Source organism: Krasilnikovia sp. M28-CT-15, assembly GCF_047159595.1.
Classification (GTDB): domain Bacteria; phylum Actinomycetota; class Actinomycetes; order Mycobacteriales; family Micromonosporaceae; genus Actinoplanes.
The window spans coordinates 5021949-5047794 of the sequence record NZ_BAAGAK010000001.1; the positions used below are offsets into that span (position 1 = coordinate 5021949).

Genomic DNA, 25846 nt, shown 5'->3' on the forward strand with positions numbered 1-25846 from the left:
CGACGGTGGCGGCAGCGCCGCTGGCGAGTACCTCCTGGACGTGGTGGCGGCTGAGCATCCCACGGCCAGCAAGGTGTGGGTCGACAGCGAGTATCAGGCCGCTGTCTGGTGGCGCGGCGCCCAGCACGGCATCGACGTCGAGGTGGTGACCCGTCGCCCGTCAGAGAAAGGGTTCCGCGTGTTGGCGCGCAGCTGGGTCGTGGAGCGGACTTTCGGCTGGCTGATGCAGCACCGTCGGTTGGCTCGGGACTATGAGGCGTCACCGCAGCGATCAAGGGTCATGACCCTGCGGGCGATGGCTAACACAATGAGCCGACGAATCGCTGGAGAATCCACCCAAAACCTGGCACGAGTAAACGTATCTAAACGTATCGAACAGGACTTTCCCTGATCAGCTGGCCGGTGTGTCGTCCACCAGGCTTTGTGCCGTTTCGGCGACGGGGGTTGGCGGCGCGTGTGGCAGGCGCAGTATGAACCGGCTGCCGTGTGGATCCGCGTCTTCGTACCAGACTCTGCCGTTGTTCGCCTCGGCGAGTAGCCGGCACAGGTACAGCCCGAACCCGGCGCCGGTCTGCGCTGGGCTGGGCCGGTCGGCCTGGGTGAAGCGGTCGAACAGGTGCGCGACGAAGTCCGGTGGCACGCCGTTGCCTTCGTCTGTGACGGCGAGCAGGATGTTGTCGCCGGTGTTGTCGAGGGTCGCCGAGAGATTGATGTTGCCGGGGCTGTACTTGATCGCGTTGGTGACGAAGTTGGTCAGTACCTCGTGGGTGTGCACCGGGTCGGCCCACACGGCCGCGGCGGGTGGGCCCGGGCCGGCGCTGACCCGTTTGCGGGCCTGCTTGGTCAGGTTGTCGACGACCCGGGTCAGCGCTTGGTCGACCGGCAGGGCGACGGGCCGGGTGCGGATGTCGCCGGGCTCGGCGCTGGACAGCGTGAGCAGATGCGCGGCCATCTCGAGCAATTGGTTGACCCGGCCGCTCAGCGCCTGGACGGTCGCGTGGCGTTCGTCGTCGGTGGTGCTGTCCCACTCCTGGGTCAATTCCTCAGAACACGCCGAGATCACGGCAAGCGGCTGATTGATCTCGTGGGAGAGGGTGGCAAGGAGATCGCTTTTCCAGGTGCCCGCGGCCTCCAGCTCGAGATTAGCGGCGGCCAGATGCTCGGCCCGGCGGTTCAGTTCCCGGTTTGCCTGGTCGAGGTCCTCGTGGGCGGCGGTGAGCCGGTGGTAGAGACCCACGGTCTCGCCGATCAGGGCCAGCAGCACCACCACGGAGGAGGCCAGCAGAGCGACCCGTCCCGCATACCAGCCCAGCGTGAACCGAGCCGGAGCAACCACATACATGATCGCGCCGGCGATGGCCGCGCTCATCGCCACCACCACCCACCGCTCCGTCGGCGGCTGGTAGCGCAGATCCTTGGCCACCGACACCAGGCTGGCGGCCACTATCAGGATCCCGACCGCATTTCCCCATCGACCGGCCGTGGTCGGTGTGCCGTCCAGATACATCGGCGGTAGCCGGTCCGCGAGCCCGACGACGAGGCCCGTCGCCGCGCCGGCTATCGCGAGTACCACAGCGGCCGCGACCGCCTCGGCGGCGCGACGATGATTCCGGGCCTTCTCATTCAGACGTTCCGGCAGGGCCTCGGCGATCCGGTACTGCACAGCAACAATCACCGAAAACCCGCCGAAAAGTAACACCGCCAGCCACGGCGCGCAGACCGTGGCCCAGATCGAGGTGGATCCCAGGCGCTGAATCATGGTGAAGGCGATGGCGTAGGGCACCATCAGCACAGCGGAGTAGAGGTAGGCCGAGGCCAGGCCCAGCGTCGCCAACCGGCCACAGGCCAGGAACTGCCGTGACAGCAGATGCGCGGTCAGCAGATCGGCCGCCGGCATGACGGTCAGGAACACGACCAAAACGTCGGGATGAGCGCCCAGACCGTAACCCGCGACTGGCACGACAAGCAGGGTCGCCATGAATATCGCACCCGCGCACCACCACAGCCTGCGGCGTACCGGAACCATTTCCGGCCTTCCCGCAACGCTCCGCGGGCACACGGTCATCGCCCTCCAGGAAACATTGATTCCGCAGTAGTCAGGTTAACCGGCCTAATGGCGCTACTTTGAGGTGTTCTCGCTGGTCGGGGTGGGACAGGGTGCACGGTGCTGGTGTGTTCGATCCGGCGAGTCGGGGCCGGTCGCCGCAAGGCCGGGATAGCGCCGCACTGACGATACGAGTCGCCCAGCCATGACGGAGATCCTGGACCACAGCGGATGCGAGCGGGCTGTCGGGCGAGGATGTCCTGCAGGTGTGGGCCCTCGCAAGAACGCGGCGTCGGCCTCGAGGCTGCCAGGCGAGCGCTTGAGTGCGGCTGATTCCGGCGCGTCGGTGCGGCTCGGATGGCGCGGCCGCCCCGACGGAACAGCGTCGTGCCGGTGGTCGCCTGGATTCCGGCTAGGCCGTGTCCTGTCGATCATCGAAGCCAGATCAGGGCGGCGACGAGCAGTAGTGATGAGCGGTAGAGGGCGGCGCGTTTGGCGTAGCGGGTGGCCAGCGCTCGCCATTGTTTGAGCCGGTTGAAGCAGCGTTCCACGACGTTGCGTTGCCGGTAGACCTGCTTGTCGAAGGCCGGTGGTCGCCCGCCGCGGCTGCCCTTGGCAGCACGGCGGGCGACTTGGTCGCAACGTTCAGGAATGGTGTGGGCAATCCCTCGGCGGCGTAGCCCGTGGCGGGTGCGGTCGTGGGCGTAGGCCTTGTCCGCGATCAGCATGTCCGGCTTCTTGCTGGGCCGTCCCGGTCCGCCGTTGTGCACCGCTATGGCGTCGAGCAGCGGGAACAAGTGCGGGTTGTCGTTGGCCTGCCCTGCGGTGAGCAGCACGGACAACGGTCGGCCACGGCCATCGACGGCCAGGTGGATTTTGGTGGTCAGGCCACCCCGCGAGCGGCCCAGCGCCTCACCGTCCTGCGCTGGTATCGCGATGCCGCCGGCAGATCCCCCTTTTTGCGGGCTCCCGCAGCGTGCTGATGGGCACGCACGATGCTGGAGTCCACGCTGATGATCCATTCAACCGGCTGGCCGTCGTCGTAGACCTGCGCACGGGCCAGGATGGAATCCCAAGTCCCGTCATCGGTCCACCTGCGCAACCGTTCATGACAGGTCTTCCACGGCCCGTACCGTTCCGGCAGGTCCCGCCACGGCGCCCCAGTGCGCAGCTTCCACAGGATCCCGTTGATCACCTGACGATGATTGCGCCATCGCCCCGACCTGCGGCCAGGCTCCGGTAACAACGGTTCGATCACCGCCCAGGCCTTGTCCGTCAGCTCACCACGCCCAACACCCGACACATCAACCAGAACTGATCAACTGATCGACAGGACACGGCCTAGTCCGATGAAGCCTCCGGGTAGCCTTTCACCAGGGCATCTGTGACCGTTTGGGGGTTGATGGCCGTGCACCCGCGGACCGCTGCGCGACGGCCGGAAGAGGCCTCGGTGCGCCCGGAACTGTGGGTGTGCACAGGCGCGCTGATCACAGCCGCCGCAATCGTCGTCCCGTTCGCCGGGCACCCCTTCACCGTTTACCCGAGCCTGTTGATCGCGTTCTTCGTCCTTCTGCCAGCGGCCGATCTGCTGACCGCGCATCTGCTGGTGCAGCAGTTCCTGGCCGGTGGCCGGTTGGCGACGCTGGGCCTGGCCTCGGCCTACCTCTACTCCGCTGTGCTGACGGTGCCCTACGCCATCGCCTTCGGCCAGATAGTACGCTCGGGCAACGATTCGATCTGGGCCACGGTCTGCGCGCCGTGGCTGGCGGTGTTACTTTTCGGCGGGTTTCCGGTGTTGGCCGCGCTGCTACCGCGGATCGCCGAGGCCCTGCCGGAACGTCTGAATGAGAAGGCCCGGAATCATCGTCGCGCCGCCGAGGCGGTCGCGGCCGCTGTGGTACTCGCGATAGCCGGCGCGGCGACGGGCCTCGTCGTCGGGCTCGCGGACCGGCTACCGCCGATGTATCTGGACGGTGTATCGACCACGGCCGGCCAAAGGGTGATCACTGGAGCGCTCGCGGCCATGGCCCTGAGCCTGCTGCTGGTCATCACGGACCTGCGCCGCCGGCCACCGGTCGAACAATGGGTAATGGTGGCGATCATCGCCTGCGTCATCGGCATGGCGATGGCTCTGGTTGCTCCGGCTCGGTTCACGCTGGGCTGGTATGCGGGACGGGTCGCTCTGCTGGCCTCCTCCGTGGTGGTGCTGCTGGCCCTGATCGGCGAGACCGTGGGTCTCTACCACCGGCTCACCGCCGCCCACGAGGACCTCGACCAGGCAAACCGGGAACTGAACCGCCGGGCCGAGCATCTGGCCGCCGCTAATCTCGAGCTGGAGGCCGCGGGCACCTGGAAAAGCGATCTCCTTGCCACCCTCTCCCACGAGATCAATCAGCCGCTTGCCGTGATCTCGGCGTGTTCTGAGGAATTGACCCAGGAGTGGGACAGCACCACCGACGACGAACGCCACGCGACCGTCCAGGCGCTGAGCGGCCGGGTCAACCAATTGCTCGAGATGGCCGCGCATCTGCTCACGCTGTCCAGCGCCGAGCCCGGCGACATCCGCACCCGGCCCGTCGCCCTGCCGGTCGACCAAGCGCTGACCCGGGTCGTCGACAACCTGACCAAGCAGGCCCGCAAACGGGTCAGCGCCGGCCCGGGCCCACCCGCCGCGGCCGTGTGGGCCGACCCGGTGCACACCCACGAGGTACTGACCAACTTCGTCACCAACGCGATCAAGTACAGCCCCGGCAACATCAATCTCTCGGCGACCCTCGACAACACCGGCGACAACATCCTGCTCGCCGTCACAGACGAAGGCAACGGCGTGCCACCGGACTTCGTCGCGCACCTGTTCGACCGCTTCACCCAGGCCGACCGGCCCAGCCCAGCGCAGACCGGCGCCGGGTTCGGGCTGTACCTGTGCCGGCTACTCGCCGAGGCGAACAACGGCAGAGTCTGGTACGAAGACGCGGATCCACACGGCAGCCGGTTCATACTGCGCCTGCCACACGCGCCGCCAACCCCCGTCGCCGAAACGGCACAAAGCCTGGTGGACGACACACCGGCCAGCTGAGCACGGGCAGGCCCCTGACCCACCGCACCCGCGGTTCGCGACACCGCAGATCTGCTCCCCTGGGCGGAGGCGTTCACCCAAACCGGTCAGCAGTCGACGCCGGCTGGGGGTCGGACACGCCTTTCGATGGTGACGTGCTGGAGTTGAGCGGCGACGACGGTGGTGTCTGCTTTGCCCGCAGATTGCACTGCCGGCGCGACGGCGTCCTGCGCTTCGATGTAGACCGGCTTGTACACCGAGCCACACTGGTATCCCTTCAGGATGTTCTCCATGCCCCGAAGCGTGGCGTCCTGGCCAGTCGTCGGGATCTTCTTCGCCTCGGCCATCCTAGGGGATGTCGTGTTCACATAGTTTAGGCGCTATGTGGGTTTAGCTGTATCGCCAGGTTGGGATGGGAGTCATGCCAGCGCCGGGTGCCGTTATTGGTGGGTGAACCAGGTGACCGCTGCCCCGGCCGCGGTGAACACGGCACCGATGAGAAGGAACAGCATGACGTGGGACACGCTGCTGTGCGTGCCGCTGGCGATGACCGCGTCGGTGGTGTCGCACGGGTTGTACCGGACCGTCACCTGCTGACCGATGCGCCCGCCCACGCTCGAGCCGTAGCGGTTCCAGAAGCTCACCGCCCCGCCTGGAGTCTCGAACCGGACCCGCCAGCCGCCAAGCCGCTGTGTCACTGTCGCCGTCGTACCGGGCGTCGATCACGGTGCCGACGGTGCGTATCCATGACCGGGAACGTCGGACGGTTGTCAGGTGATCACCGCATACGCCAATACCGCGATTCCGGCCAGCAGGAACACCGGACCAAGAATCCTTCCCACCGATCGCTCCTTGCATCGCGGGGCCGTGGGGTGCCCTGCGGCAGGGCCGGGCGTGTGCCGGTGGTGTCAGTGGGTCAGAGTCATGATGGTGATGAATGCGACCGCGCCGATCGGGATGGCCAGCCCAATGATCGTCATCGGCCGGTGCAGCAGCCGGGGCCCCGGATCCATGGGTGGGCGGCTGGGCCCGTAGGGGTTGGGCTGGGGGGCCGGCAGTGACGCGACCCGGTTACGGCGGGACAGGTTGATCAGGACCGTGAGCGGTGCGGCGAACAGGGACACGAAGCTGTACCAGCCCTGGATCAGGGTGCGCGAGGTCATCGCCCGGAACGTGGCCAGGCCGCAGTCGCGGCAGAACGGGCCGGGCATGGACAGGAACCGCATCACGACCAGGAAGCCCTGGTGCCCGCGGAACGTCACCGGCACCGCCGGGACACATCCGCAGAAGCGGCACGCGGTAACCGGCGGAGGCGTCGTCGGCGGTGTGGTCGGTGCCTGGCCGAGCTGGGGGTGAGTCATCGGAGTCTCCTTGCTGCCCCGGGGGGTGTGGTGACGCTGAGCAGGTTACGGCGCGGTGCGGCGCCGCGCCGTCCCGCATGATCGTGATTCTGGTCGCCACGTCAGCGTCTTGGCCGAGGACGTCTTCGGCCCTGACGCTGATCATGTAGGTGGAGCACTTGTTCGGCGTGGTCACGGCGGCGTGGTACACGCGGTTGGCGCGGGTCTGCGTCGCAAGCACCACGACGCTGGCGACAATTGTGGCGCCGTCGCCGACCTTGACGCGGTCGCGGGTGGCGTAGAGGGCAGGCTCCCAGTACACGTCGGTCACCGACGCGTTGCTGGCCGAGCGGACCTGCTGCACACCCATCGGAACTCCCGGCACCTGCGCGGTGGCCGTGGCGGCGGAGGCGGCCTGCGGGGCGGCCAGCAGCGCGGTACCTGCGGAGGCGATCAGGTGCGACAGCTTCATGGCCCAGCTCCGTTCCCGTCCCCCTCACTGACCAGGGCAACAGTGCCGGGCCGGCGTCAAACCGACCTCAAGCATCACTCTGCGTTCAGCTGATCCCGACGGTCAGACGCGAGCTGTGATCACACCGACGCCCATTCTCACCGTACGTAGCCAACCGACTCTCCGCTGGTGGGCGGGAATCGGCGTGCGAGGGTGACCGCCCGCTACGCAGGAGGCGCCGCGGTGGGCCGCGCACCCCCAGAGACACCCCCGATCGACATTGGCGGCCAGCGGCAACTACATCTACATACAGAATCCCGGCACGGGCCAGACTGACGGCTACCAGGCAACCGAGAACGGCACCCTGACGCCGTCACCACCGGTCACCGCGTTGCCCGTGACTGCCCCTGGCAACAGCATCGAGGGCATCGCCGCCCGCCGAGGGAATGGGGCTCGGTGCGGCGCAGCGCCGCCGCGTTGCCGATCCGTATCGGAGCATGACGCTTGGCAGCGCGATCGTCGTTCCCGAGGTTAGGCGGCACAGATAGGATCGGGCGGGTAAGGGGGCGTGATGGCCGTCGACGTGCTGACCGAGACTGTGATCGACCGGCCGGTGACTGAGGTCGCCGCCTACGCGGCGGAGCCGGACAATGCATCGCGCTGGTACGCCAACATCGCCTCGGTGGAGTGGATGAGCCCGCCGCCACTGCGTCTTGGCAGCCGGGTGACGTTCCAGGCGCATTTCCTCGGCCGCACCCTGCGCTATACGTACGAGGTCGTCGAGTACGAGCCCGGGGCGCTTGGTGATGCGCACCGCGCAGGGGCCGTTCCCGATGGAGACCACTTACACCTGGGCGCCGACAGACGGCGGCGGTACGCGGATGACGTTGCGCAATCGCGGCGAACCGTCGGGCTTCTCCCGGGTCGCCACGCCGATGATGGCGCTTGCGATGCGGCGGGCCAACCGCGCTGATCTGGCCCGGATCAAGGCTCTGCTCGAGACCACCTGACCGCCGCCGCAACGGGCCCCATGACACCTCCGCGCTTCTCTGCCAGCTGATCGCCGGCTTGCGGTCGAGACGATCGTGCGCAAGGACATCGACGCCATCACTGCGGACCGCGCCGACGCCGATATCGTCGGGCCGCTGTGCGCCCGCGTCGCCCATTGGGGCCATGGCGCCGGCACGCAGGCCACCGGCTCCGTGATCGCGCTGGTGACGGGGACGACCGGACACCGGCTTGGCAGGCGCCCGCCCAAGGCCCCTCACCCCGTTCCATCTCGCCGCAAGTGAAGTGTTCAATCTCCTGGTAGAAGGGCAGCGCCTGGTGCACGCCGGCCCTCGTTTAGCCGCGGGCCAGCGACCAGGCCGAGGGTCGGTGATGTGTTCGATGTTGACGTCGTGGGTGCCGCCGTCAGGTTCACCTGCCCGGTCCGTGTGCCGCCGGGTTGGGTGTTCGGGTCGGCCAGCACGGTGTCCACGGTGGGGCCTCCGACCCCCGACGCGCCCAGCATCTTCTTGAAGACCATCGTGTTCTCCCACGTCGGAAAGGCTCCGACCGCGCGGCGCAGCGGTAGTGCGCCGAACGTGCCGACAGCAGGACCGCCAGGCCTGGGGCCAACGGAGCAAGTCGGGCTGAGCGTTGGCTGAGAGCAGGCGCGTTTCCGCGCCCGGCGGCTGGCCGGTCAGCCGATGCTGATCCACACGTCGCTGAGAATGCCGTGGTACTGGTCGTTGTCGAGGTAGGCGCCTTTGCTGCCGATGCACAGCGGGTTGGGGTTGGTGACGCTCAGGGTGGCTGGGATGGTTCGGGTGCCCCGCGCGACGGCGTCGACGAGGATGGTCAAGGTGCTGCCGGCGCGCCGGCATTCGAGGTGGTGCCAGCGGCCGTCGGCGACGGTGATGCTGCTCTTGGCCAGCCAGATGTGGGGGTGGGCGTCGTCGACCATGGCGCAGCTGGGCTTTCCGGCCAGCCCGTCGATCTGCAGTTTGTATTGGCTGCTGTGGGCGGAGTAGCCCTTCTGCACGAGGTTCTGGCCGCTGCTGGTCTGGTCGTGGCGTAGCTTGATCGAGGCGCCGAACCGCAGTGGCTGTGTGCCGGGGTTGAGGTCGGGGGTGCTGGCGGCGCGCAGCGCGATCCGGGGGCAGGGCTCCACGGTGCAGGCTGTCGGGAAGGCGAGCGCGTGTCCGGTGGCGCGGGCGATCGGTGTGATGGCGCCGCCGCGACTGGTGACTGCCAGCAGGTTGTGGCCATGACCGGAGGTGTCCTGCAGGACCGTGTCGCCGTCACCGTCGAAGGTGTAGTGGGCGACCAGCGTCTGCGCCGGATCCGGCACCGGGTCGGTGGTGGCGGTGGCTGGTAGGGCGAGCCCACCGACGCCTGCGGCAGCCAGGCCGACAGCGGCGAGTGCCGCTGCCGTGCGGGTAAGGCGCCGGGCGCGGCGATCGTGACCAGCGCGAGACATGCGGGGTCCTCTCTGCAGTCGGGCAGGTTATGGGTGCTCTGCACCCGCGTCACGATCAACGACGGGGTTCCGCTGCGGGAATCCGGGTCAGCCGAAGGAGGCGTACCGCTTGCAGGGCAGTCCGCCGATCGTGGTGAAGTCGCCTCCCGCGGACACGGTGCCGTGGGCCGGGTCGGACAGCAGCGTGCGGACTCCGACGATGCCGTTGGCCTGCGGCGCCCAGCCGCTGAGCGTCCCGGTGGCGGTGATGGCGGCGAATTTGATCCTCGACACCGACCCGTCGGTGCAGACGCCTTGCGGGCCGTTGTTGTTGGTGGTGCAGGCCCGGTCGAAGTGGCCGCCGACGTAGACCGTGCCTGCCAGCACGGCGATGGACTGTGCGTCGCCGTCGAAGACCCGCAGCCAGCGCAGGGCGCCGGTGCTGGTGTAGGCGGCGGCGCGGCCGCCTTGCCCGCCCATGGCGGCGTACACCCCTGCGGCGTCCACCGCGATGCCGTACACCACGGCCGGCGGACTTGGTTTGAACGTGGTGACCACGGCGCCGGTGGTCGCGGTGACCGCGGTCAGCCGCAGCGTCGAACTGACGTTGTTGGCCTTGTGGAAGCTTCCGCCGAGGTACACCCGCTCCCCCACGACGGCCAGCGCGTACACGGTGTCGTCGGTGCCCGCGGTCCAGCCCGGGTCCAGGGCTCCGGTGGACAGCGCGAACGCGGCCACATGCGCGCGGGCGGCCCCGTCGATGTCGGTGAAGGTTCCGGCGGTGTAGAGGCGGCCGTTGCCCACGGCCAGGCTCAACGGAACCCCACCCACCTGGTGAGCGAACGATCCGACCGCGCCGCTGACCGGGTCGAGCCGGGCCAACGAGTCGCGCCGGACACCGGAGACGACGCCGAAGTCCCCACCCGCGTAGACGCCCACGTCGTCGGCCGCCAACGCCCGCACCGTTGCGTCGGCGGTCGGGGCCCAGGCCAGCAGGGCGCCGGTCCGCGCGTCGAAGGCGGCCAGCCGCTGCCGTGCCACTTGCTTGCCCGCGACGATCGCCGCGGTGAACGATCCCCCGACATAGACGGTGTCACCGCGCGCCGCGATCGCGTACACCGAGCCGTTGAACGACGGCGCGGTCTGCGGCACCGCGCCCACCGCCACGGCCGGCCGCGCGGCGGCCGGCACGGCAACGGCGACCGCGACGACGGCGGCCAACACCACCCGGGCCAGACGGGTCAGCCGGGAACGCATATGGGTATGCACACCCTGCTCAACGCCCGTCCCGGTGCTTGGACACGACGGATCGGTGGTTGAGCGGGCGGCGACGACCCGATGAGCGACTGTGTTGCCGAACGAACTCCGATTCACCCGGCTGGGACAATACGATCGATACGGAGAGGAACTGAAGGCTGAATGGCGACCGATGGCAGTACCCGAGCGGTGGTCACCGCGCTGTGCGCGAACCTCGCGATAGGGGTGTCGAAGTTCGTGGCGGCGGCGATCACCGGGTCGGCGTCGATGCTGGCCGAGGGGGTGCACTCGGTCGCGGATTCGGCGAATCAAGTGCTCCTGCTGGTCGGCGGGCGACGGGCGCGGCGCCCCGCGTCAGCGTTGCACCCGTTCGGGTACGCCCGCGAACGGTATGTGTACGCCTTCCTGGTCGCGATCATCCTGTTCACCCTCGGCGGCCTGTACGCGCTCTACGAGGGTTACCACAAGGTCGTCGACCCGCATCCGCTGGAGTCACCACTGGTCGCGGTGATCGTGCTGCTCATCGCCGCGGTGCTGGAGGGGTACGCGCTGCGAACCGCGGTCGGGGAGGCTAATCGGACCCGCGGTGACCGGGGCTGGCTGCGGTTCGTACGCCGCTCCCGTAACCCGGAACTGCCGGTGATCCTGCTGGAGGACAGCGGCGCCCTGCTTGGTCTGCTGTTCGCCCTGCTCGGGGTCGGGCTGAGCGTGCTGACCGGGAACGCGATCTTCGATGGGATCTCCACGCTGTGCATCGGCGCGCTGCTCGGCACGATCGCGGTGCTGCTGGCGGTCGAGACCAAGAGCCTGATCATCGGCGAGTCCGCGGTACCCGAGCAGGTCGCCGCAATCGAACAAGCCCTGCTGTCCGCACCCGGTGTGGACCGTGTCATCCACCTGCGCACCATGCACCTGGGCCCCGATGACCTGCTCCTCGCCGCGAAGATCGCCGTCGGGCCGAATGACGAAGGCACGGAGATCGCCGCGACGATCGACGACGCGGAAGCCCGCGTCCGGGCCGTGGTACCCACCGCCAAAGTGATCTACCTGGAGCCGGACATCTACCGCCCCGATGCCGCCTCGCCCGTGCCGTGAAGGCGCAGGCCACACCGAGCCGCCGACCGGCGAAGCCGCCCCCGTTACGGGCTGAACGGCTGCTCGCCACTGCGGCGTAGCTGGTCCAGTCGCCGTGGCGGGCGTTGCCAGCCCGGTGGCGCTGCCGACGTGCAGGCCAAGCACTTGGGCCAGGACGGCAGCCGACAGCTCCGACGAGCTGGAACAGGGCGCTGCCGCGGTCCACGGTCGCGCCCCAGTTTCAGGAGAACCCGGTGGGAACTTCGGTCGCCAGACCGCGCGGAGTCCGAGGACGCCGGCTGTCTTTTCCAGCTCGCGCCTGCCGTCCAACGCCCCTGTTCGTGGCCCAGTCACTGGAGACGATGGGAGGACCTGACAGTGCCGGGACGGTGCCACGGATGCGAGGAGCACCTTCTGGGTTCCGATCCAATCGAGCCCGCGCCGCCCAGGGCCCTGCACCCAACGCCATGGGCCGTTCCGCTGGCCCGGCGCATCGATTTGTGGTTAATCCGGTGCCATGCGTGGGGTGTGGTCGCGCTGTCGGGGAACACGGTTGGACCGAAGGTATGGCTGGCAACCTGTCGGCAACCGGCGTGCACCGCGTTCGCACCGGACGGCGTCGAACCTTGGAGGTTGCCGCCCTCAACAGCCGGAGGTGGCAGGACGGGGGACGGATGCATGGGTCGCACGCGGGTACAGCAGGTCGCTGGGCCGGCCAGCGCCGGTAGCGCCCCGGTGCCTCGTAGTGCTGCGTACACCTGGGCGGCCCAGACCCCGCTGGCAAGGTCGGCCGGGTTCGCCGTGATGTACGCGGCGGCGATCATCGTGGGCCGGCTGACCGTGGTAGGTAGCGCCCGGATGGCGTTGGTGTGGCCCGCCTCGGGGGTGGCGGTGGTGTGGTTGTGCGCGCAGCGACGCGCCCGGACCCGGTGGGTCGATCTGGCCGCCTTGATCGCGATCGGGTGGGCCGGCAACGCCGTCACCGGCGCAGGTCTGGCCTGGGGCGGGGTACTGGCCGCGGCGAACCTGGTGATGGTTGTGGGGTTCGTGGGGCTGCTGGGCCGCTGCCGTCCCACTCTATGGGGTGGTGGTGGCCGCCGCCGGCTGTCGAACGTGTGGGAGATGGGCAGCGTGCTGGGCGTCGCGATCCTCGCAGCGGCGGCGGGCGCGGTGATCGGCCTGACCGGTCTATGGCTGATCACCGGCTGCGTGTCGACGATAGCGGTCGCGGACTGGATGGTCCGCCATACCACCAGCATGTTCGTGATCGGTGCGGCCGGGCTGTGGTTCGGTCCGACCCTCGCTGGTCTGACCGGATCGGTACGTTGCTGGTGGCACAGCCTCGACCGGGCGGTGCGCCAGATGCCGGCGCGGCGGGTCGGCGAGTACCTCGGCGTGGTCGTATGTTCGGTCGCCGCGTATCTGGTCGGATTCGTCTTCGACGGGGGGCTGCCGTTGGCGTTCCCGCTGGTCGCCGTGACGGTGTGGGCTGCGCTGCGGTTGCGGACCGGCTTCGTGGTGCTCCACAGCCTGGTGCTGGGCGGGGCGGCCGTGCTGTTCACCCTGTGCGGTTTGGGTCCGCTGGCTGATGTCTCCGATCCGCAGGTACGGGCGCTGGTCGCGCAGTCGTTCGTGGTACTCACCACCGTGATGGGACTGGTTGTCTCATTAGGGCGCGACCAGCGGGCCGCGCTGCTGGCCGAGCTGGCGGCCCGCACCCGCGAGCTGGCCGCGCGTAACGACGAGTTGGCCGTCCAGAAGGAACAGGCAGCCCAGCACGGCGCACTGATGGACGCGATCATCGACTCGATGGCCGACGGCCTCACGCTGGTCGACGCACGAGGACGGGTCGTGCTTCGCAACCCCGCCGGGACGCACCTTCTCGGCTCCGTGGCCACGCTCAGCGAGGCACGTGATCGGGTGCGCCACCTTGACGGCAGCCTGGTAGCCCCTGACTCGTTACCTCCGGCCCGGGCCCTGGCCGGAGAGAAGACCGGACCGATGGACTTCCTCGTGACCGATGCGGAGGGACACGACACCCGGGTTCTGCGAGTCTCCGCGACCCCCCTGACCGACGGGCACGGCGAGCCACGCGCGGTCGTGCTGTATCAGGACGTCACCGCCGAACGGCGGCACCGCGACCAGCTCACCGGGTTCGCCGGTTCCGTCGCACATGATCTGCAAAGCCCGCTGACAATCGTCGAGGGCTGGACCGAGGTCGCCGCCGACACCCTCGACGGCATCACCTCCGGGCCCGCGGTCGGCCGGGCCAGGGAAAGCCTCGACCGGGTCACCCGTGCCGCCGCCCGGATGCGGGGACTGATCACCGACCTGCTCACCTACGCGACCACCCGCGACGAGGACCTGACGCCCGGCCCCGTCGACCTGACCGGCCTGGTCGCCGACATCGCCGCGGACCGCACCGACGCCGCCGTCGCGGCCGGCCGCACGGTCCCACAGATCACCGTGGACCGGGTTGACGAGGTGCACGCCGACGCGGGTGCGGTCCGGCAGTTGCTGGACAACCTGATCAGCAATTCCATCAAGTACACCGCACCTGGCGTCACGCCCCATGTAAGCGTCACCGGGTCCCGTCTCGGCGACATGGTGGAGGTCAGCGTGGCCGACAACGGCGTCGGCATCCCCGCTGGGCAGCACGAGGCGATCTTCGGCAGCTTCCACCGCGCCCATCCCGGTGACGGCTACGCCGGCACCGGGCTCGGCCTGGCCATCTGCCACCGTATCGTCACCCGCCACGGCGGAACCATCACCGCCACCGACAACCCCGGCGGCGGCTCTCGATTCACCTTCACCTTGCCTGCCACCAGCGAGCGGGGCGCCCTGGGCGAGATCACCTCACTGCCGCTGCCCACCACACCCGCTCCGGCCAACGCGACCCGCCCTGACCGCTGCATCGCCACGTTGGTGGCCGCCGCCTGAGCTTGCACCCAATCAGGAACTTCCATGAACCGACGGCGGGCGATGGGGTCGGGACGCCCGTTTCGCCGGCAAGCTCGGCCGCAGGTACCTCCCTGGTGTACGCCGCACACAGGGTGGCGGCGCCCCGGCCTCGCCGTGACAGCGCCACCACCCAGAGACAGCACCCGGCTGCCCCACACGCCATGAGGCCTCCGGGCTCTGCCTTGCTCGGGACGCCCCGGTACCCCCCAGCACGAGACGACCCGGCACCAACCCGCGCCCAGCGGCCGGTCACCCCGCCCGTGAGACAGCAGATCAGCCGCCGCCGCGCCAACCTAACGCAACCTCCGGGAATCTGATTACTGCCGCCGCGCGACTCAACACTCCCGAGGGACCGACGCCCCCGATAGGACAAGCGCTGGCTGCGCGCTGTGGGCACCGGTTCGGGAGTGTTTGCCATCCAGGCCAAGCTCACCGTGGGTTGGCGACAGGATGCCCGTCGGCGAAGGTGCCAGGAGGCGGAATCAAGAGACAGGTCGCGGACCGGTCGGTGCGCCCGAAGTTGGCCGGCCTCGCGGAGAACCGGCTGATTGGTACGCCGTCATGGCAGCAGATCTGACCACGTTGGGGCCGGGGTGCGGCCGAGAGCCGGAACACGACCAGCTTGTCGGCAGTCGCGGGTGTATTTCGCGGTCGCCGTGACCGATTACCACCGAACTCGACGAACGACCATGCTCCGAGAGTCGGGTCCGCGAGCTGGCCGCCTGGCGTGGTGCTGCCGGGCGGCCACCCTTGGTGCGGGTCGTTCAGGCGATCTTCACGTCGAAGATCTTGTCGGCGGCCAGCGACTTGAACGCACTCAGGCTGGACGCGGTGCTGTTGATGCTGATGTCGCGGTCACCCTCGTTGTCCTTGGCGGTATCGAAGTAGACGATGGCCTTGATCGCGGGCCGCTTCGCCAGCTCCGGCAGGACGCTGTTGTAGCCGGGCGCCTTGTCGGTGAGCTTGCCGACGCGGTGGTACACGCCCCACTCCGCGACCATGATCGGCTTGCTCGCGTGCTGCGTGGTGGCCCAGTCGTACCAGCCCTGGCCACCACCGGTCGGCTTGCGGTCGAGCAGATCCGCGAAGTCGCCGTAGTGGTAGTAACCCTTCTCCGCCGAGACGTAGGAGTCCAGGCCGATCCAGTCGACGACGTCGTCGCCGGGGTAGAGGTCCTTCCACCAGGACTGGGCCATCCACTTCTCGTTGCCCATGTACGCCACCACGTTGACCGCGTTGGCCACACCGTTGGCGCGCAGCCGCTCGATGACGTGGCGGTACATGTTGGCGTAGTCCTTGGCGGTCATCCCGGAGCCGGCGGTCGGGTTGACGTCGTTCTCCGGTTCGTGGTGCAGGGCGAGGTAGAACTTCTGCTGGTAGTTGGCCTTGACGTACTTCGACCAGTTGTCGATGCGGGTGTCCTGCTGACCGGCGGCGACCTTGGCCCAGGTGGTGCCGTAGGCGACCTTCCAGTTCAGCAGCAGCACGCGGGGGTGTGCCGGGTCCTGGGTCATCGCGATCTCGGCCTTGGTGGGGAACTGTTCGTCGCCCTTGTGGTAGGTGTGGAAGATCGCCGCGGTGCGGCCGGACAGCGCCTCCCAGTCCTTCAACGCCTGATCCCGCGGCGCGCTGGTGAAGCCACCCGCGGCGGCACCCCACAACACACCACAGGTCGGCACCAGCAACGCGTCGGTGACGCACTCGGGGCTCACGACCGGCGGCGGCACGGGCGTGAGCGGCGTCACGGCGGTGGTCACCGTCAGCTGGGGCGCGTCGGCGTGGTGTTCCGTCGAGCGGATCCGGGTCACCGCCGCCTTGGAGCTCAACGCGAAGGCGTACGTGCCGGGCTTGGTGACCACCTTGCTGAGATCGATGCTCAGCTGCTTGCCGGTGGCCCTCGCTGTGCCCACGATGGCGCCGAGCGCCGGGGCCGTGGCCGCGCTCAGCTTCCTCTCGGTCCACCCGGTATTCGTCACGCGGCGCACCGTCACCGTTCCAGCGGGTACGTTGTCCGCGGCCAGGCGCAGCTTGGCCCCGGTGACCCTAGTCCCCGCGGGCACCACGAATTTCAGGAAGCCGACCTTAGTGTCCTTGCCCAGCCTGCCCACGGCCACCTTGTCGTCCTGGCCGAAGACGGTGGTGCGGCGCGCGCTGGAGGTGTACGTGTCGTCGGTGGCGGCCAGCTTCAGTTCCTTGCCCGCCGCTGTCAGGGTCCCAGCCGCTGCGGCGTTCGTGGTCATCGGCGCGGCCAGCGCAGCGCCTGTGACCGCCAGCACAGCACCCAGGGCAGCAACGGACTTCTGCAAATTCCTGCGGCTCACAACAATCTCCCCCGTCGGACCGGCTGCTTGTCAGCCGGGCAAGGGACAGACATTTCAGGCTCAGGGGTGCGGGCCTCGGTCCTGATTGGTTGCCCATCGGTTACACCCCCACGGTCGCCTGGCCTACGCCGTCCGATCAGGTGGATGACGGCCGTTGTGCCGAACCCGTTCCGACATGTGTCCAATGTGGACATGGCAGGCTGGCCGGCCATGCGGGCGCATGCCCGGTTGGGGCGGAGGTGGCATGGCGGTCAGCGCCAGCCGAATTCGCGGGTGTAGAAGTTGGTGCCGTTGGCGTAGTCGTAGACGCCGACAGCCCTGGCCTCGGCGCGACAGTCAAGGGTTTTCCTGCGGTGCCCGGGACTGGCCACCCAGGCCTTCATGGTCTCGGAGGTGGTGCGGTCGCGGTAGGCGACGTTCTCGCTCATCGAGTACGGCCGCCAGCGCTGGGCGCGGGTGACGCCGTGCGGGCACTCGCGCCCGAGGTCGATGGCCGCCTTGCACCCTGCCTATGGCTGGCGGGTCATTGCGAGCTCACACCGAGGTGAGGACCCGTGATCCTTCGGTCGCTCATGGCAAGCAGAGCATTGCAGAACATGCTCGCGCAACCTGCAACAGCGAGGGTGGTCGGGCGGACGCGCGGGAAGCGCCCCGGGATCATGATGACGGGGTCACCGACGGCACAGGGTCCGACGATCGGGAAGCGGACCGTCATGAAACCGTCATGCTGCTGCGAAGGCGCTGCCACATCGTTTGGACACGCTTCACACACGGTACGACGGCCTGGTCGTGCGCCGCCGGATCCAGGAGGATTGACATGACAGCTGTTCCCGCGGTCGACGGCACGGGTGTGCAGGTGATCTGTGACCACTGCGGGGCCGTCGCCCCGGCCGACGGCTGCGGTATCCAGGACGCCGAGATCGTCTACGTGGCGGTGGCAACGATGGGCTGGGGTGGGTCGGTATTCGCCCGTGGTCCGCACCGGTGCCCCCCATGCACGGCACGTGAGGCCCGCGAACAACGCTGGAATCCCCTGGCTTCCGCCGACGATGCCGCCACCCGGGTCATAGTCACCGTCACGCCCACCGCGGCGATCGTGCAGGTCACCCGAGACATCGACCTGGACATCGCCGACGAGTTACGGGTCGCGTTGGAGATGGCGGTGCGAGAACGACCCCGCGTCGTGGTGGATCTGACTCAGGCGGGCACGATTGACTCTGCGGGACTCAGCACTCTGGTCCGGGCCCGCAATGCGGCACGCCACCGCAACGGCACGTTGCTTCTCGCGGCACCGTCGCGATTCGTGCAGACCGCGCTGCGGACCATGCGGCTGCACACCGCATTTCCCACGTACGGGAGCGTGGACCAGGCTGTCAGCGCGGCCGACGGAGGACGAGGTGCCGTGGCAGACCGGCGATCGGCCTGAGACGCCGAGCAGCCGGCTCCTGTACGCCGTGCGTTCCAGTCGGCTCGCTGACGGCATCGCGACCGGCCCTGTCCGATGAAGCAGACAAGGCACAGCTTGCGCGGCTGTTCGTCGAGGCGAGGTTCCGGGCGACCGTCGTCAGGAGCCGATCAGGTCGGCGTAGTCCGCGATCGTGAGCGGGTCACTGGACAACGACCCGTCGCCTCGTGGCACACCAAGGGGCTTGCCGCCGCTGGTGAAGGAAACCGTGCCGACCTCGGCGCTTTGGCTGGTCAGGGTGCAGACGATCTGCCCGTAGGCGAGGATCTCGTCGCTGCGGGTCCCCTGCTCGGCGGCCCGTCCGATCTCGATGCTCGCGCGGCGCTGCGACAGGTTCATCCCGTCGATCTTCATGGTGCTCAGTGCACTGCCCAGGCCGTCCTGGTGTTCCGCGGAGGTGGGCCCGGCCAGCAGGTCCTGCAGCATTTGCTGCGGGGTACGGGCTGCCGGTACCCGACGCACCACCCGGACCAGGCCTCCGTCGCGCACCAAATAGAGCCGTTCGACGGCGGGTCCGAAACGGTCCGGGGCCGGTGCGCTGGAGCCGTAGGCGAGTCCGGGGCCACGCAGGTCGCGGGGCTGCTCGTCGACCGGTACACCGCACCCTGCCGCCACCAGGACGACGGCAGGGACAAGCCGGAGAATCCTCACGGTGCACACTCCGGCAGGTCGATGCGAAATCGCGCGCCTCCGCCCGGCCGGTCCAGCACCTGGGCCGTGCCGCCGTGCGCGGCGGCGTGCTGGGCGACCAGGGCCAGGCCGAGTCCGGTGCCGTCGCTGGCGGCCCGGGTGCCGGAAGGCCGCCCACGCACGAACCGGTCGAAAATCACGGGCTTGTCTTCGGGGCTCACCCCGGGCCCCTCGTCGTCGACCTCGATGCTGGCGTGACCCTCGTCGAACCTGAGCCGGACGGCGACCGCGCCGCCGCCGTAGGCCGCGGCATTGTCCAGCAGGTTGCCGAGCATCTGCGCGACGCGCCGCCGGTCGACCCGCCACAGGGTGTCGCCGTGGGTGACCACGAGGTCCCGCGGTAGCCCGCGCTCGTGGCAGACCGATCGGGCGAGTTCGGCCACGTCGAGTGGAGTCCGCTGCGCCGGTTGGTCGCTGCGGGCCAGCATCAGCAGGTCGTTGACGAGCCGCTGGAACCGGGCGACCTCGTCGGTGATCAGGCCCGCCACGGTCGCCGTGCGGTCGTCGAGGTGCTCGCGGCGGCGGGCCAGGACACTGACCGCGGCCGACAACGTCTGCAGCGGTGAGCGCAGTTCGTGGCTGACGTCTGCGGCGAACCTGCGGTCGCGCTCCAGCCGGGCCGACAGCTCGTCCACCATGTGGTTGAACGACGTTGTCAGGCGGGCCAGATCCGGTTCCTGGGCGGGGTCGAGGCGGGCGTCGGACGTGCCGGCGGCGATGTCCTGCGCGGCTTGTGCCACCCGTGTGAGGGGCCGAAGCACGTATCGGCTCGCGTACCAGCCGAGTCCGGCTCCGGCCAGGGCTGTGCTGACCGCGACGGCGGTCAGCACGATCGTCAGCACCCGCAGGGTGCGATCCAGCTCGGCAAGCGAGTCGACTTCGTACAATGCGGTGTCGGCGGAGATCGGCACCGCCACGACCAGCGCCGGTGCGCCGCCCGCGCGTACCCGCTGCACTGCGGCCCGGCCGGATTGTGCCTGCTGCTGAAGCTCCGCCGGCACGGCATCGGTCGTGCCGGCGTCGGCGTTGCGGGCGAACCACTCCCCCGACCGGTGCAGCACCGCCCGCCGGTTCTCCCCGGTGTCCAGTGATCGCAGCAGAGCCACCAGGTCGGGATCGGTCGTCGTGACGAGGCCGGCCCGCACCACGGCCGCGTCATACATGGCCGCCCGCACCGCGGTGCTTTCGCGTTCGCCCAGCAGGGAGTGCCGGATGATCTCGTACGAGGCGAGCGCCATGGTGGCGGAGAGGGCAAGCGCACCCGCCGCGAACCCAGCCACGACACGCAGGCGCAGTCCGGCCCGTATCATCGTTGCAGCTTGTAGCCAAGACCGCGGACGGTGACGAGGTGCCGGGGAGCGCCGGAGTCGTCCTCGATCTTCTGGCGCAGCCGGCCGACGTGCACGTCGACGAGGCGCTCGTCTCCGCCGTCGTATTCCCACACCCGTTGCAGCAGTTGCTGACGGGACAGGACCCGCCCGGCGTGGTCGGCCAGCTCGCAGAGCAGTTGGAATTCGGTGCGGGTGACCGCGACCGGTTCCCCGCGCCGGCGGACCTCACCGGCCTCCGGAATGATCTCGAGGTCGCCGAAGCGCAGGACGTGCACGGCATCCGGTGCCACCGCCCTCGCACGGCGGCGCAGGGCCCGCAACCGGGCGGTGAGTTCCTTGACCGCGACCGGCTTGACCAGGTAGTCGTCGGCCCCGGCCTCCAGCGCCGCGACGATGTCGTGCGTGTCGTCGCGGGCGCTGATCACGACGATCGGGACGTCGTCGGTCCGCCTCAGCTGCCGGATGCACTCGAAGCCGTCGATCCCGGGGAGCATGAGATCCACCAGGACGGTGTCGGCAGGAGCGCGGCGCTGCGCCTGCAGCCCTTCCTCGGCGGTGGGCGCACCGGCCGCCGCGTAGCCCTCTTCTTCGAGTGCGAGGACGAGCGAGAGCCTGATGCGGTCGTCGTCTTCGATCACCAGAACGCCGGACATCATCCCATCATCGCTGGTCCGAGGGCAGATCGGCGAGCCGAGAACACCGAACTGCCGCGACTGTCACGCAACTGTCACGGGCCCGCGGCGACGCCGCCACACCGGGCGGCGAATCTTGCCGAAAGGCTGACACGGAGGAGTGGTAGTGATGCCGGACGAAAGGATTCCCGAGGCGGTGGTCGTGGTCACCGACGCGTTCGACGGCGTCTTCGTCGAACGGTGGAGCGGGCTCATCGCCGAGGCGGCGGCGTTACGACCGCGGCGGCTGATCCTTGACCTACGGGATTGCCCGCTCTTGGGCGCGGCCGCGATCGACATCCTGCTGCGGGTGCATCGAGGCATGATCAGCGGCGGTGGTCGACTGGTGCTGTGCGCGCCGTCAGCACGGGTACGGCACATTCTCCGGCTTGCCCGGCTGGAGCAGGTGTTCGAGGTCGTCGACGATCGGCCGGTCGATTTGGCGTGCTGACTCGGTGATGGCTATGCCCGGCTCGCCGGTCAGCGGGTGCCGCAGTATGCGGTTCAGCAGCGGCAGGTGGGGCAGGTGCAACGCGGTGTGCGAAATCGCTTGTTGCCGTCGCGTGGCGGGAAGCAGCCAACGTGCGGCGTCCCGGCCGTCCTGCTGCCGCTGCGCGAGGAGCGGGCGCATCGCAGTCTCGTACCGGCGCAGACCCTCGGGGACGCCGATGTTGCCGGTGAGGCTCGGGGCGAAGACGTGCGCCGGTGAATGCCATCGAGGCGCCCCTTGCAGGCGGGCAGCGACACTGCGTATGCGGCGTCGCCGACCAGGGCGAGCCCGGCAAGCCCGGCACCGCAGATGACGACGTTCATCGGCTCCCTGTCGGGACGGCGCCACGGTCACCATGCGCGTGCAGCAGCGCGCCGCCCGTGACGAGCACGATAGCGCGATGCTTGGCTCATGGCATGAATTTCCGGCTCGACCGATCATTTCTGCGCCTATTTTGCCGAAGTTCGACTGGATCTTGTCTCAGAATTGGGTGCACTAGTGAACCTTTTTGGGAGCTGGACCGTACCTCCTGCCGACGGTGCCACGCCCCCGGAGGTCCACCATGATTCGAACGTCCACGGCACGACGCGTCGGCGCCGCCCTCGCGTTCACGGTCGCCGCGCTCGCCGCGTTGCCCGCCTCAGCCCAGGCGGCTCCCGCCGTCCCGACGCAGCTGAACGCCGCCGACATGATCCTGCTGAACGGCGTTCGCACGGCCGGGCTGTGGGAGATCCCGGCCGGGCAGATGGCGGCGCAGAAGGGCAGCAGCGCGAAGGTGCGCCAGGTCGGTCAGATGATCGCCGAGCAGCACGTCCGCCTCGACGAACTGGTCGTCGACGCGGCGAACAAGCTGGGTGCCACGATCCCGTCCACCCCGACCACCCAGCAGCAGGGGTGGCTCACTGAAATGCAGAACAACAAGAGCGTCCAGTTCGACCAGATCTTCGTCACCCGGCTGCGAGCCGCGCACGGGAAGATCTTCCCGATCATCGGGGCGGTACGGGCCGGTACCCGTAACCCCGTGGTCCGTGAGCTGGCCGACCAGGCGAACACCTTCGTGACGAACCACATGAAGATGCTGGAGAGCACCGGCCTGGTGCAGTACGAGCGGCTCCCGCCGCCGGCCCTGCCACCCGCGGAAGACATCTCGGCCATGGGCATCGCCGCAGCGAACGCCGGCGTGGCGCCGCCGGTCAGCCCAGCGGTCCTGTGGACCGTGCTGATCGGGACCGCGGGTATCGCTGCTGTCGCGATCGCGCGGATCAGGCGCAACCGCAGTTGACGCTCCCTACGATGCCACCCCGGGGTGCCCGCATCGGTGCACCCCCGGGGTGGACGTGAACGACTCTCGCCGCTGGCCATGACGCCCGGACCCGCACTTGTGACGGTTGCGCGACAACGAGTCCGCCGGACATGACACGGTAGGGCCGTGAATTCGACGACGACGCTGTCCGCGAGCGAGGACGACGTGGTGGGTGCTCTGCTGGCGCTCAGCCGGGTCTTCGTCGGCCTGGCCGCCCGCTCCCTGGCAGACCTCGGTGAGGATGTCACCCTTGCTCAGTACCGCACGCTCGTCGTGCTGGTCACCCGAGGACCGCAACGCGTCGTCGACCTCGCAGACGAGCTGACGGTGACCTCCTCGACCGCCACCCGCATGTGCAATCGGCTGGTCCGAAAGGGACTGGTGGCCCGGCAGGAACGACCGGACGACCGGCGCGCCGTCTGGGTCACCCTCACCGCGGCGGGGCGAGACCTGGTCGGCGAGGTCATGAACCACCGCCGGGAAAGGATCGCCGCCCTGGTCAGCGACCTCTCACTCACCCGCCCACTCGCCTTCGCGGCGGTGCTCAACGCCCTGGTCGAGGCTGCCGGGGAGGCATCCGACGCCGAATGGCGGCAGCGGTGGGCGCACGCGGCAGAGGACGAATCCGGGACATCGATGCCCCAGCCACGTAAAGCCGCGCGCCGGGCCCGCCGGCAACAGTGACCCGTACCCACCGCGCCTTCGCTGGCAGCAGCGATGGACCCACCTCTCTTCGGAGCGCACCGGCCTCGGGCCATTCCAGCTCAGCGTTGCCGGTCTGCACCTTGGCCAACCCGCACGAGTAGGGCAACGGACCGTCTTGGTGAGGCGCACCCTTTCGCCGGTAGCGGACCGGGCCCGGGCCCTTCCTGGTCGTCAACCCGACACACGATGTCAGCGTTCGACGATTCCGATGTTGGGCGATTGCCCAATACAATCGACCTGAACAGTCGACCAAGAGGGGCATGTTCATGGTCACGACGGCGGAACGCGGACGCGAGGTGCGTCAGCGGCTGCTGACGGCGGCGGCGGAGCTGATCGCCGAGCGCGGCTGGACCGCGGTGAGCACCCGGATGCTCGCGGAGCGGGCCGCGGTCACGCCCGGCGTGGTGCACTACCACTTCTCGTCGATGCAGGCACTGCTGGTCGAGTCGGCCATGACCGCCGTGCGGGCGGTGGCCGCGCAGATGGGTGAGGTGCTGGCCGGGGCGGGTAGCGCCGAACAGGCGCTGAGCACCCTGCTCGGCATGCTCGACGAGTACACCGGCACGGATCCGATGTCGATGTTGTTCGTCGAGGCGTACCTGGCGGGGACCCGGGACGAGCAGCTACGGCAGGCACTCGGTGCGGTGATCGCGCAGGCCCGTGAGCAGCTGGCCGCGTGCTTCGCGGCCGGCGGCGTCGCCGACCCGCAGGCCACGGCGGCGGTGGTGGCCGCGGCGATCGACGGTGTGCTGCTGCATCGCGCGCTGATGCCGGTGCCGGGCGCGGCCCGGGTGAGTGCCGTGTTGGGCAGGCTCCTGACGACAGGATCGGAGGACCAGCGATGAGAGTGATCATCTGTGGGGCAGGGATCGCGGGCCTGGCTCTGGCTCAGCGACTGGACGCACAGGGCGCCGCGGTGACGGTGCTGGAGAAGGCGCCGGGCCCGCGCGCCGGCGGATACATGATCGATTTCTTCGGGCCGGGCTACGACGCCGCCGAGGCGATGGGGGTGCTGCCGCGCATCCTCGAGCTGGGCTACCACATCGACGATCTGGCGTACCGCGACGACGCCGGGCGCCGCCGCGCCACGTTGCGGTTCGCCCGCTTCGCCAAGGCCGCCGGCGGGCGGGTGATCAGCGTGATGCGCCCCGACCTGGAACGGGCCCTGCGCGAAAGCCTGCCCGACCGGGTCGACCTGCGCTACGGCAACACCCTGACCGCGGTGGACAACCACGCCGACGGCGTGACGGTGACCCTGCACGACGGCAGCCGCCTCGACGCCGACCTGCTCGTCGGCTGCGACGGCATCCATTCGACGGTGCGCGCCCTCGCCTTCGGCCCGGAAAGCGACTACCTGCGCTACCTCGGATTCCACACCGCCGCGTTCACCTTCACCGACCCGGTGGCCCGCGACGCGGTCGGCGATCGGGTCGGCATGACCGACAGCCTGCACCGCGCGATGGGCTTCTACGGGCTGCGCGACGGCCGGGTCGCCGTGTTCGCGGTGCACCCGGCCCCCGACCCGGCGCTGCCGGGCGACCCGCGCGCCGCGTTGCGCCGCGAGTACCGCGACCTGGGGTGGATCGCGCCTCGCGCGCTGGCCGCCTGCCCCCCACCCGAGCAGGTGTACTACGACCAGGTCGCACAGGTCGTCATGCCGGCCTGGACCCGCGGCCGGACCACGCTGCTCGGCGACGCCGCGTACGCGGTGTCGCTGCTGGCCGGGCAGGGCGCCGCGCTCGCCGTCGCCGGAGCGTACGTCCTCGGCGAACACCTGGACCGGGCCGCCTCGGTCGAGGCCGCGTTGGCCGGCTACGAGCAGGCGCTGCGCCCGGTCGTGCTGGACAAGCAGGAAACCGCGCGTAAAGGGGTCCGCTGGTTCGTGCCCACGACCCGCACGCAGCTGCGGCTGCGGCACGCGGCCCTGGCCGCGGCCCGGCTACCGATCGCCGACCGGCTGGTCGCCACCGCACTGATCGGCAAACCCACGGCCATCATCGCCGACCTCGCCGACCGCGCCCACAGGCCCGCCCTCGTCCCCAGCCACCGCACCTGAGCCGCCTGGGTCCGGGCATGGCGACATCCGGGCGTATCACTCGGCTCGCCGGACGGACCGCCCGTCGGGCCAGGTTTCATCGAGATCCCGTGAGTCGGCCGCGATCCGACGCCGCGTTGTCCGGCCACCGGACCTGCGGCGCGCTGCTGGCGCCTCCTCCCCGCGGTCCGGCGGCACGGTTGGCGGGCG

General features: G+C 69.4%; 23 protein-coding genes and 2 pseudogenes. 12 read left to right on the forward strand and 13 right to left on the reverse strand.

The window, feature by feature from the left end; genetic code table 11:
- The first annotated feature begins 40 nt into the window (after window positions 1-40).
- Window positions 41-391, forward strand: coding sequence for a transposase (locus ACMCNO_RS23010; RefSeq protein WP_412751532.1), 351 nt, complete (start codon window positions 41-43; stop codon window positions 389-391).
- Here ACMCNO_RS23010 and ACMCNO_RS23015 read toward each other — a convergent pair whose 3' ends face one another.
- Window positions 392-1978 (reverse strand): sensor histidine kinase, encoded by a 1587-nt coding sequence (locus ACMCNO_RS23015; protein WP_412751533.1) that lies wholly within the window; start codon window positions 1976-1978, stop codon window positions 392-394.
- A 497-nt stretch (window positions 1979-2475) separates the two neighbouring features.
- A protein-coding gene (locus tag ACMCNO_RS23020; protein ID WP_412751204.1) for an IS5 family transposase occupies window positions 2476-3347 on the reverse strand; the annotation gives its coding sequence in 2 pieces (ribosomal slippage) (window positions 2476-2964 and window positions 2967-3347; 870 coding nt in all).
- 147 nt (window positions 3348-3494) lie between these two features.
- Between ACMCNO_RS23020 and ACMCNO_RS23025 the strand changes: the two genes are divergently transcribed.
- On the forward strand, window positions 3495-5120 hold the full coding sequence (locus ACMCNO_RS23025) for a sensor histidine kinase (protein ID WP_412751534.1): 1626 nt from the start codon (window positions 3495-3497) through the stop codon (window positions 5118-5120).
- 86 nt (window positions 5121-5206) lie between these two features.
- Here ACMCNO_RS23025 and ACMCNO_RS23030 read toward each other — a convergent pair whose 3' ends face one another.
- From ACMCNO_RS23030 to ACMCNO_RS23040, 3 genes are all read right to left on the reverse strand, one after another.
- Complete coding sequence (locus ACMCNO_RS23030) at window positions 5207-5446, reverse strand: hypothetical protein (RefSeq protein WP_412751535.1); 240 nt, start codon at window positions 5444-5446, stop codon at window positions 5207-5209.
- A 93-nt stretch (window positions 5447-5539) separates the two neighbouring features.
- Window positions 5540-5797, reverse strand: a complete 258-nt coding sequence (locus ACMCNO_RS23035) for a DUF3592 domain-containing protein (protein ID WP_412751536.1) — start codon at window positions 5795-5797, stop codon at window positions 5540-5542.
- A 210-nt stretch (window positions 5798-6007) separates the two neighbouring features.
- Window positions 6008-6460, reverse strand: coding sequence for a hypothetical protein (locus ACMCNO_RS23040; protein WP_412751537.1), 453 nt, complete (start codon window positions 6458-6460; stop codon window positions 6008-6010).
- 1001 nt (window positions 6461-7461) lie between these two features.
- Between ACMCNO_RS23040 and ACMCNO_RS23045 the strand changes: the two are divergent.
- Both ACMCNO_RS23045 and ACMCNO_RS23050 read left to right on the forward strand, forming a co-directional pair.
- Window positions 7462-7900: pseudogene (locus ACMCNO_RS23045) on the forward strand (SRPBCC family protein).
- 75 nt (window positions 7901-7975) lie between these two features.
- Entirely contained in the window at window positions 7976-8182 is a 207-nt protein-coding gene (locus tag ACMCNO_RS23050) for a hypothetical protein (RefSeq protein ID WP_412751538.1), read from the forward strand.
- Between the two features lie 122 nt (window positions 8183-8304).
- Here the strand turns inward: ACMCNO_RS23050 and ACMCNO_RS23055 are convergent.
- From ACMCNO_RS23055 to ACMCNO_RS23065, 3 genes and pseudogenes are all read right to left on the reverse strand, one after another.
- Window positions 8305-8418: pseudogene (locus ACMCNO_RS23055) on the reverse strand (sporulation protein); the annotation flags it as partial.
- A gap of 156 nt (window positions 8419-8574) precedes the next feature.
- Window positions 8575-9354, reverse strand: coding sequence for a LamG-like jellyroll fold domain-containing protein (locus ACMCNO_RS23060; protein ID WP_412751539.1), 780 nt, complete (start codon window positions 9352-9354; stop codon window positions 8575-8577).
- 87 nt (window positions 9355-9441) lie between these two features.
- On the reverse strand, window positions 9442-10590 hold the full coding sequence (locus ACMCNO_RS23065; RefSeq protein WP_412751540.1) for a hypothetical protein: 1149 nt from the start codon (window positions 10588-10590) through the stop codon (window positions 9442-9444).
- Between the two features lie 162 nt (window positions 10591-10752).
- Here ACMCNO_RS23065 and ACMCNO_RS23070 point away from each other — a divergent pair, with 162 nt between their 5' ends.
- Both ACMCNO_RS23070 and ACMCNO_RS23075 read left to right on the forward strand, forming a co-directional pair.
- Window positions 10753-11685 carry a cation diffusion facilitator family transporter gene (locus ACMCNO_RS23070; protein WP_412751541.1) on the forward strand — a complete coding sequence of 311 codons (933 nt, stop codon included), beginning with the start codon at window positions 10753-10755 and terminating at the stop codon, window positions 11683-11685.
- 714 nt (window positions 11686-12399) lie between these two features.
- Complete coding sequence (locus ACMCNO_RS23075) at window positions 12400-14604, forward strand: ATP-binding protein (RefSeq protein WP_412751542.1); 2205 nt, start codon at window positions 12400-12402, stop codon at window positions 14602-14604.
- 785 nt (window positions 14605-15389) lie between these two features.
- Here ACMCNO_RS23075 and ACMCNO_RS23080 read toward each other — a convergent pair.
- Together ACMCNO_RS23080 and ACMCNO_RS23085 are read right to left on the reverse strand one after the other, a co-directional pair.
- Window positions 15390-16946, reverse strand: a complete 1557-nt coding sequence (locus tag ACMCNO_RS23080; RefSeq protein WP_412751543.1) for a DNRLRE domain-containing protein — start codon at window positions 16944-16946, stop codon at window positions 15390-15392.
- A 251-nt stretch (window positions 16947-17197) separates the two neighbouring features.
- Window positions 17198-17437 (reverse strand): CAP domain-containing protein, encoded by a 240-nt coding sequence (locus tag ACMCNO_RS23085; protein ID WP_412753778.1) that lies wholly within the window; start codon window positions 17435-17437, stop codon window positions 17198-17200.
- Window positions 17438-17763: 326 nt separating this feature from the next.
- Between ACMCNO_RS23085 and ACMCNO_RS23090 the strand changes: the two genes are divergently transcribed.
- Window positions 17764-18372: an STAS domain-containing protein gene (locus ACMCNO_RS23090; protein ID WP_412751544.1), complete on the forward strand. Its 609-nt coding sequence runs from the start codon at window positions 17764-17766 to the stop codon at window positions 18370-18372.
- 138 nt (window positions 18373-18510) lie between these two features.
- Here the strand turns inward: ACMCNO_RS23090 and ACMCNO_RS23095 are convergent, their stop codons facing one another.
- From ACMCNO_RS23095 to ACMCNO_RS23105, 3 genes are read right to left on the reverse strand one after another with little or no spacing between them, the layout of a single operon-like run.
- The gene (locus ACMCNO_RS23095; protein WP_412751545.1) at window positions 18511-19062 is read right to left on the reverse strand and encodes a GerMN domain-containing protein; all 552 of its coding nucleotides are present in this window, start codon (window positions 19060-19062) and stop codon (window positions 18511-18513) included.
- On the reverse strand, window positions 19059-20411 hold the full coding sequence (locus tag ACMCNO_RS23100; protein WP_412751546.1) for a sensor histidine kinase: 1353 nt from the start codon (window positions 20409-20411) through the stop codon (window positions 19059-19061). The genes ACMCNO_RS23095 and ACMCNO_RS23100 overlap by 4 nt, the downstream gene beginning before the upstream one ends.
- Window positions 20408-21085 carry a response regulator transcription factor gene (locus ACMCNO_RS23105; protein ID WP_412751547.1) on the reverse strand — a complete coding sequence of 226 codons (678 nt, stop codon included), beginning with the start codon at window positions 21083-21085 and terminating at the stop codon, window positions 20408-20410. The genes ACMCNO_RS23100 and ACMCNO_RS23105 overlap by 4 nt, the downstream gene beginning before the upstream one ends.
- Before the next feature lie 148 nt (window positions 21086-21233).
- Between ACMCNO_RS23105 and ACMCNO_RS23110 the strand changes: the two genes are divergently transcribed.
- From ACMCNO_RS23110 to ACMCNO_RS23130, 5 genes are all read left to right on the forward strand, one after another.
- Window positions 21234-21554 (forward strand): STAS domain-containing protein, encoded by a 321-nt coding sequence (locus ACMCNO_RS23110; RefSeq protein ID WP_412753779.1) that lies wholly within the window; start codon window positions 21234-21236, stop codon window positions 21552-21554.
- A gap of 601 nt (window positions 21555-22155) precedes the next feature.
- Complete coding sequence (locus tag ACMCNO_RS23115) at window positions 22156-22875, forward strand: DUF4142 domain-containing protein (RefSeq protein WP_412751548.1); 720 nt, start codon at window positions 22156-22158, stop codon at window positions 22873-22875.
- 147 nt (window positions 22876-23022) lie between these two features.
- A complete protein-coding gene (locus ACMCNO_RS23120; protein WP_412751549.1) occupies window positions 23023-23580 on the forward strand; it encodes a MarR family winged helix-turn-helix transcriptional regulator in 558 nt (185 codons plus the stop codon).
- A gap of 281 nt (window positions 23581-23861) precedes the next feature.
- Window positions 23862-24446 (forward strand): TetR/AcrR family transcriptional regulator, encoded by a 585-nt coding sequence (locus ACMCNO_RS23125; RefSeq protein ID WP_412751550.1) that lies wholly within the window; start codon window positions 23862-23864, stop codon window positions 24444-24446.
- On the forward strand, window positions 24443-25657 hold the full coding sequence (locus ACMCNO_RS23130; protein ID WP_412751551.1) for an FAD-dependent monooxygenase: 1215 nt from the start codon (window positions 24443-24445) through the stop codon (window positions 25655-25657). The genes ACMCNO_RS23125 and ACMCNO_RS23130 overlap by 4 nt, the downstream gene beginning before the upstream one ends.
- Window positions 25658-25846 lie beyond the last annotated feature (189 nt).

Coding starts and splice junctions, on each gene's coding strand:
- ACMCNO_RS23015 (WP_412751533.1), bottom strand. CDS start 1,978: ATGGCGACCCTGCTTGTCGTGCCAGTCGCGGGTTACGGTCTGGGCGCT.
- ACMCNO_RS23030 (WP_412751535.1), bottom strand. CDS start 5,446: ATGGCCGAGGCGAAGAAGATCCCGACGACTGGCCAGGACGCCACGCTT.
- ACMCNO_RS23040 (WP_412751537.1), bottom strand. CDS start 6,460: ATGACTCACCCCCAGCTCGGCCAGGCACCGACCACACCGCCGACGACG.
- ACMCNO_RS23060 (WP_412751539.1), bottom strand. CDS start 9,354: ATGTCTCGCGCTGGTCACGATCGCCGCGCCCGGCGCCTTACCCGCACG.
- ACMCNO_RS23065 (WP_412751540.1), bottom strand. CDS start 10,590: ATGCGTTCCCGGCTGACCCGTCTGGCCCGGGTGGTGTTGGCCGCCGTC.
- ACMCNO_RS23070 (WP_412751541.1), top strand. CDS start 10,753: ATGGCGACCGATGGCAGTACCCGAGCGGTGGTCACCGCGCTGTGCGCG.
- ACMCNO_RS23090 (WP_412751544.1), top strand. CDS start 17,764: ATGACAGCTGTTCCCGCGGTCGACGGCACGGGTGTGCAGGTGATCTGT.
- ACMCNO_RS23100 (WP_412751546.1), bottom strand. CDS start 20,411: ATGATACGGGCCGGACTGCGCCTGCGTGTCGTGGCTGGGTTCGCGGCG.
- ACMCNO_RS23105 (WP_412751547.1), bottom strand. CDS start 21,085: ATGTCCGGCGTTCTGGTGATCGAAGACGACGACCGCATCAGGCTCTCG.
- ACMCNO_RS23110 (WP_412753779.1), top strand. CDS start 21,234: ATGCCGGACGAAAGGATTCCCGAGGCGGTGGTCGTGGTCACCGACGCG.
- ACMCNO_RS23115 (WP_412751548.1), top strand. CDS start 22,156: ATGATTCGAACGTCCACGGCACGACGCGTCGGCGCCGCCCTCGCGTTC.
- ACMCNO_RS23125 (WP_412751550.1), top strand. CDS start 23,862: ATGTTCATGGTCACGACGGCGGAACGCGGACGCGAGGTGCGTCAGCGG.
- ACMCNO_RS23130 (WP_412751551.1), top strand. CDS start 24,443: ATGAGAGTGATCATCTGTGGGGCAGGGATCGCGGGCCTGGCTCTGGCT.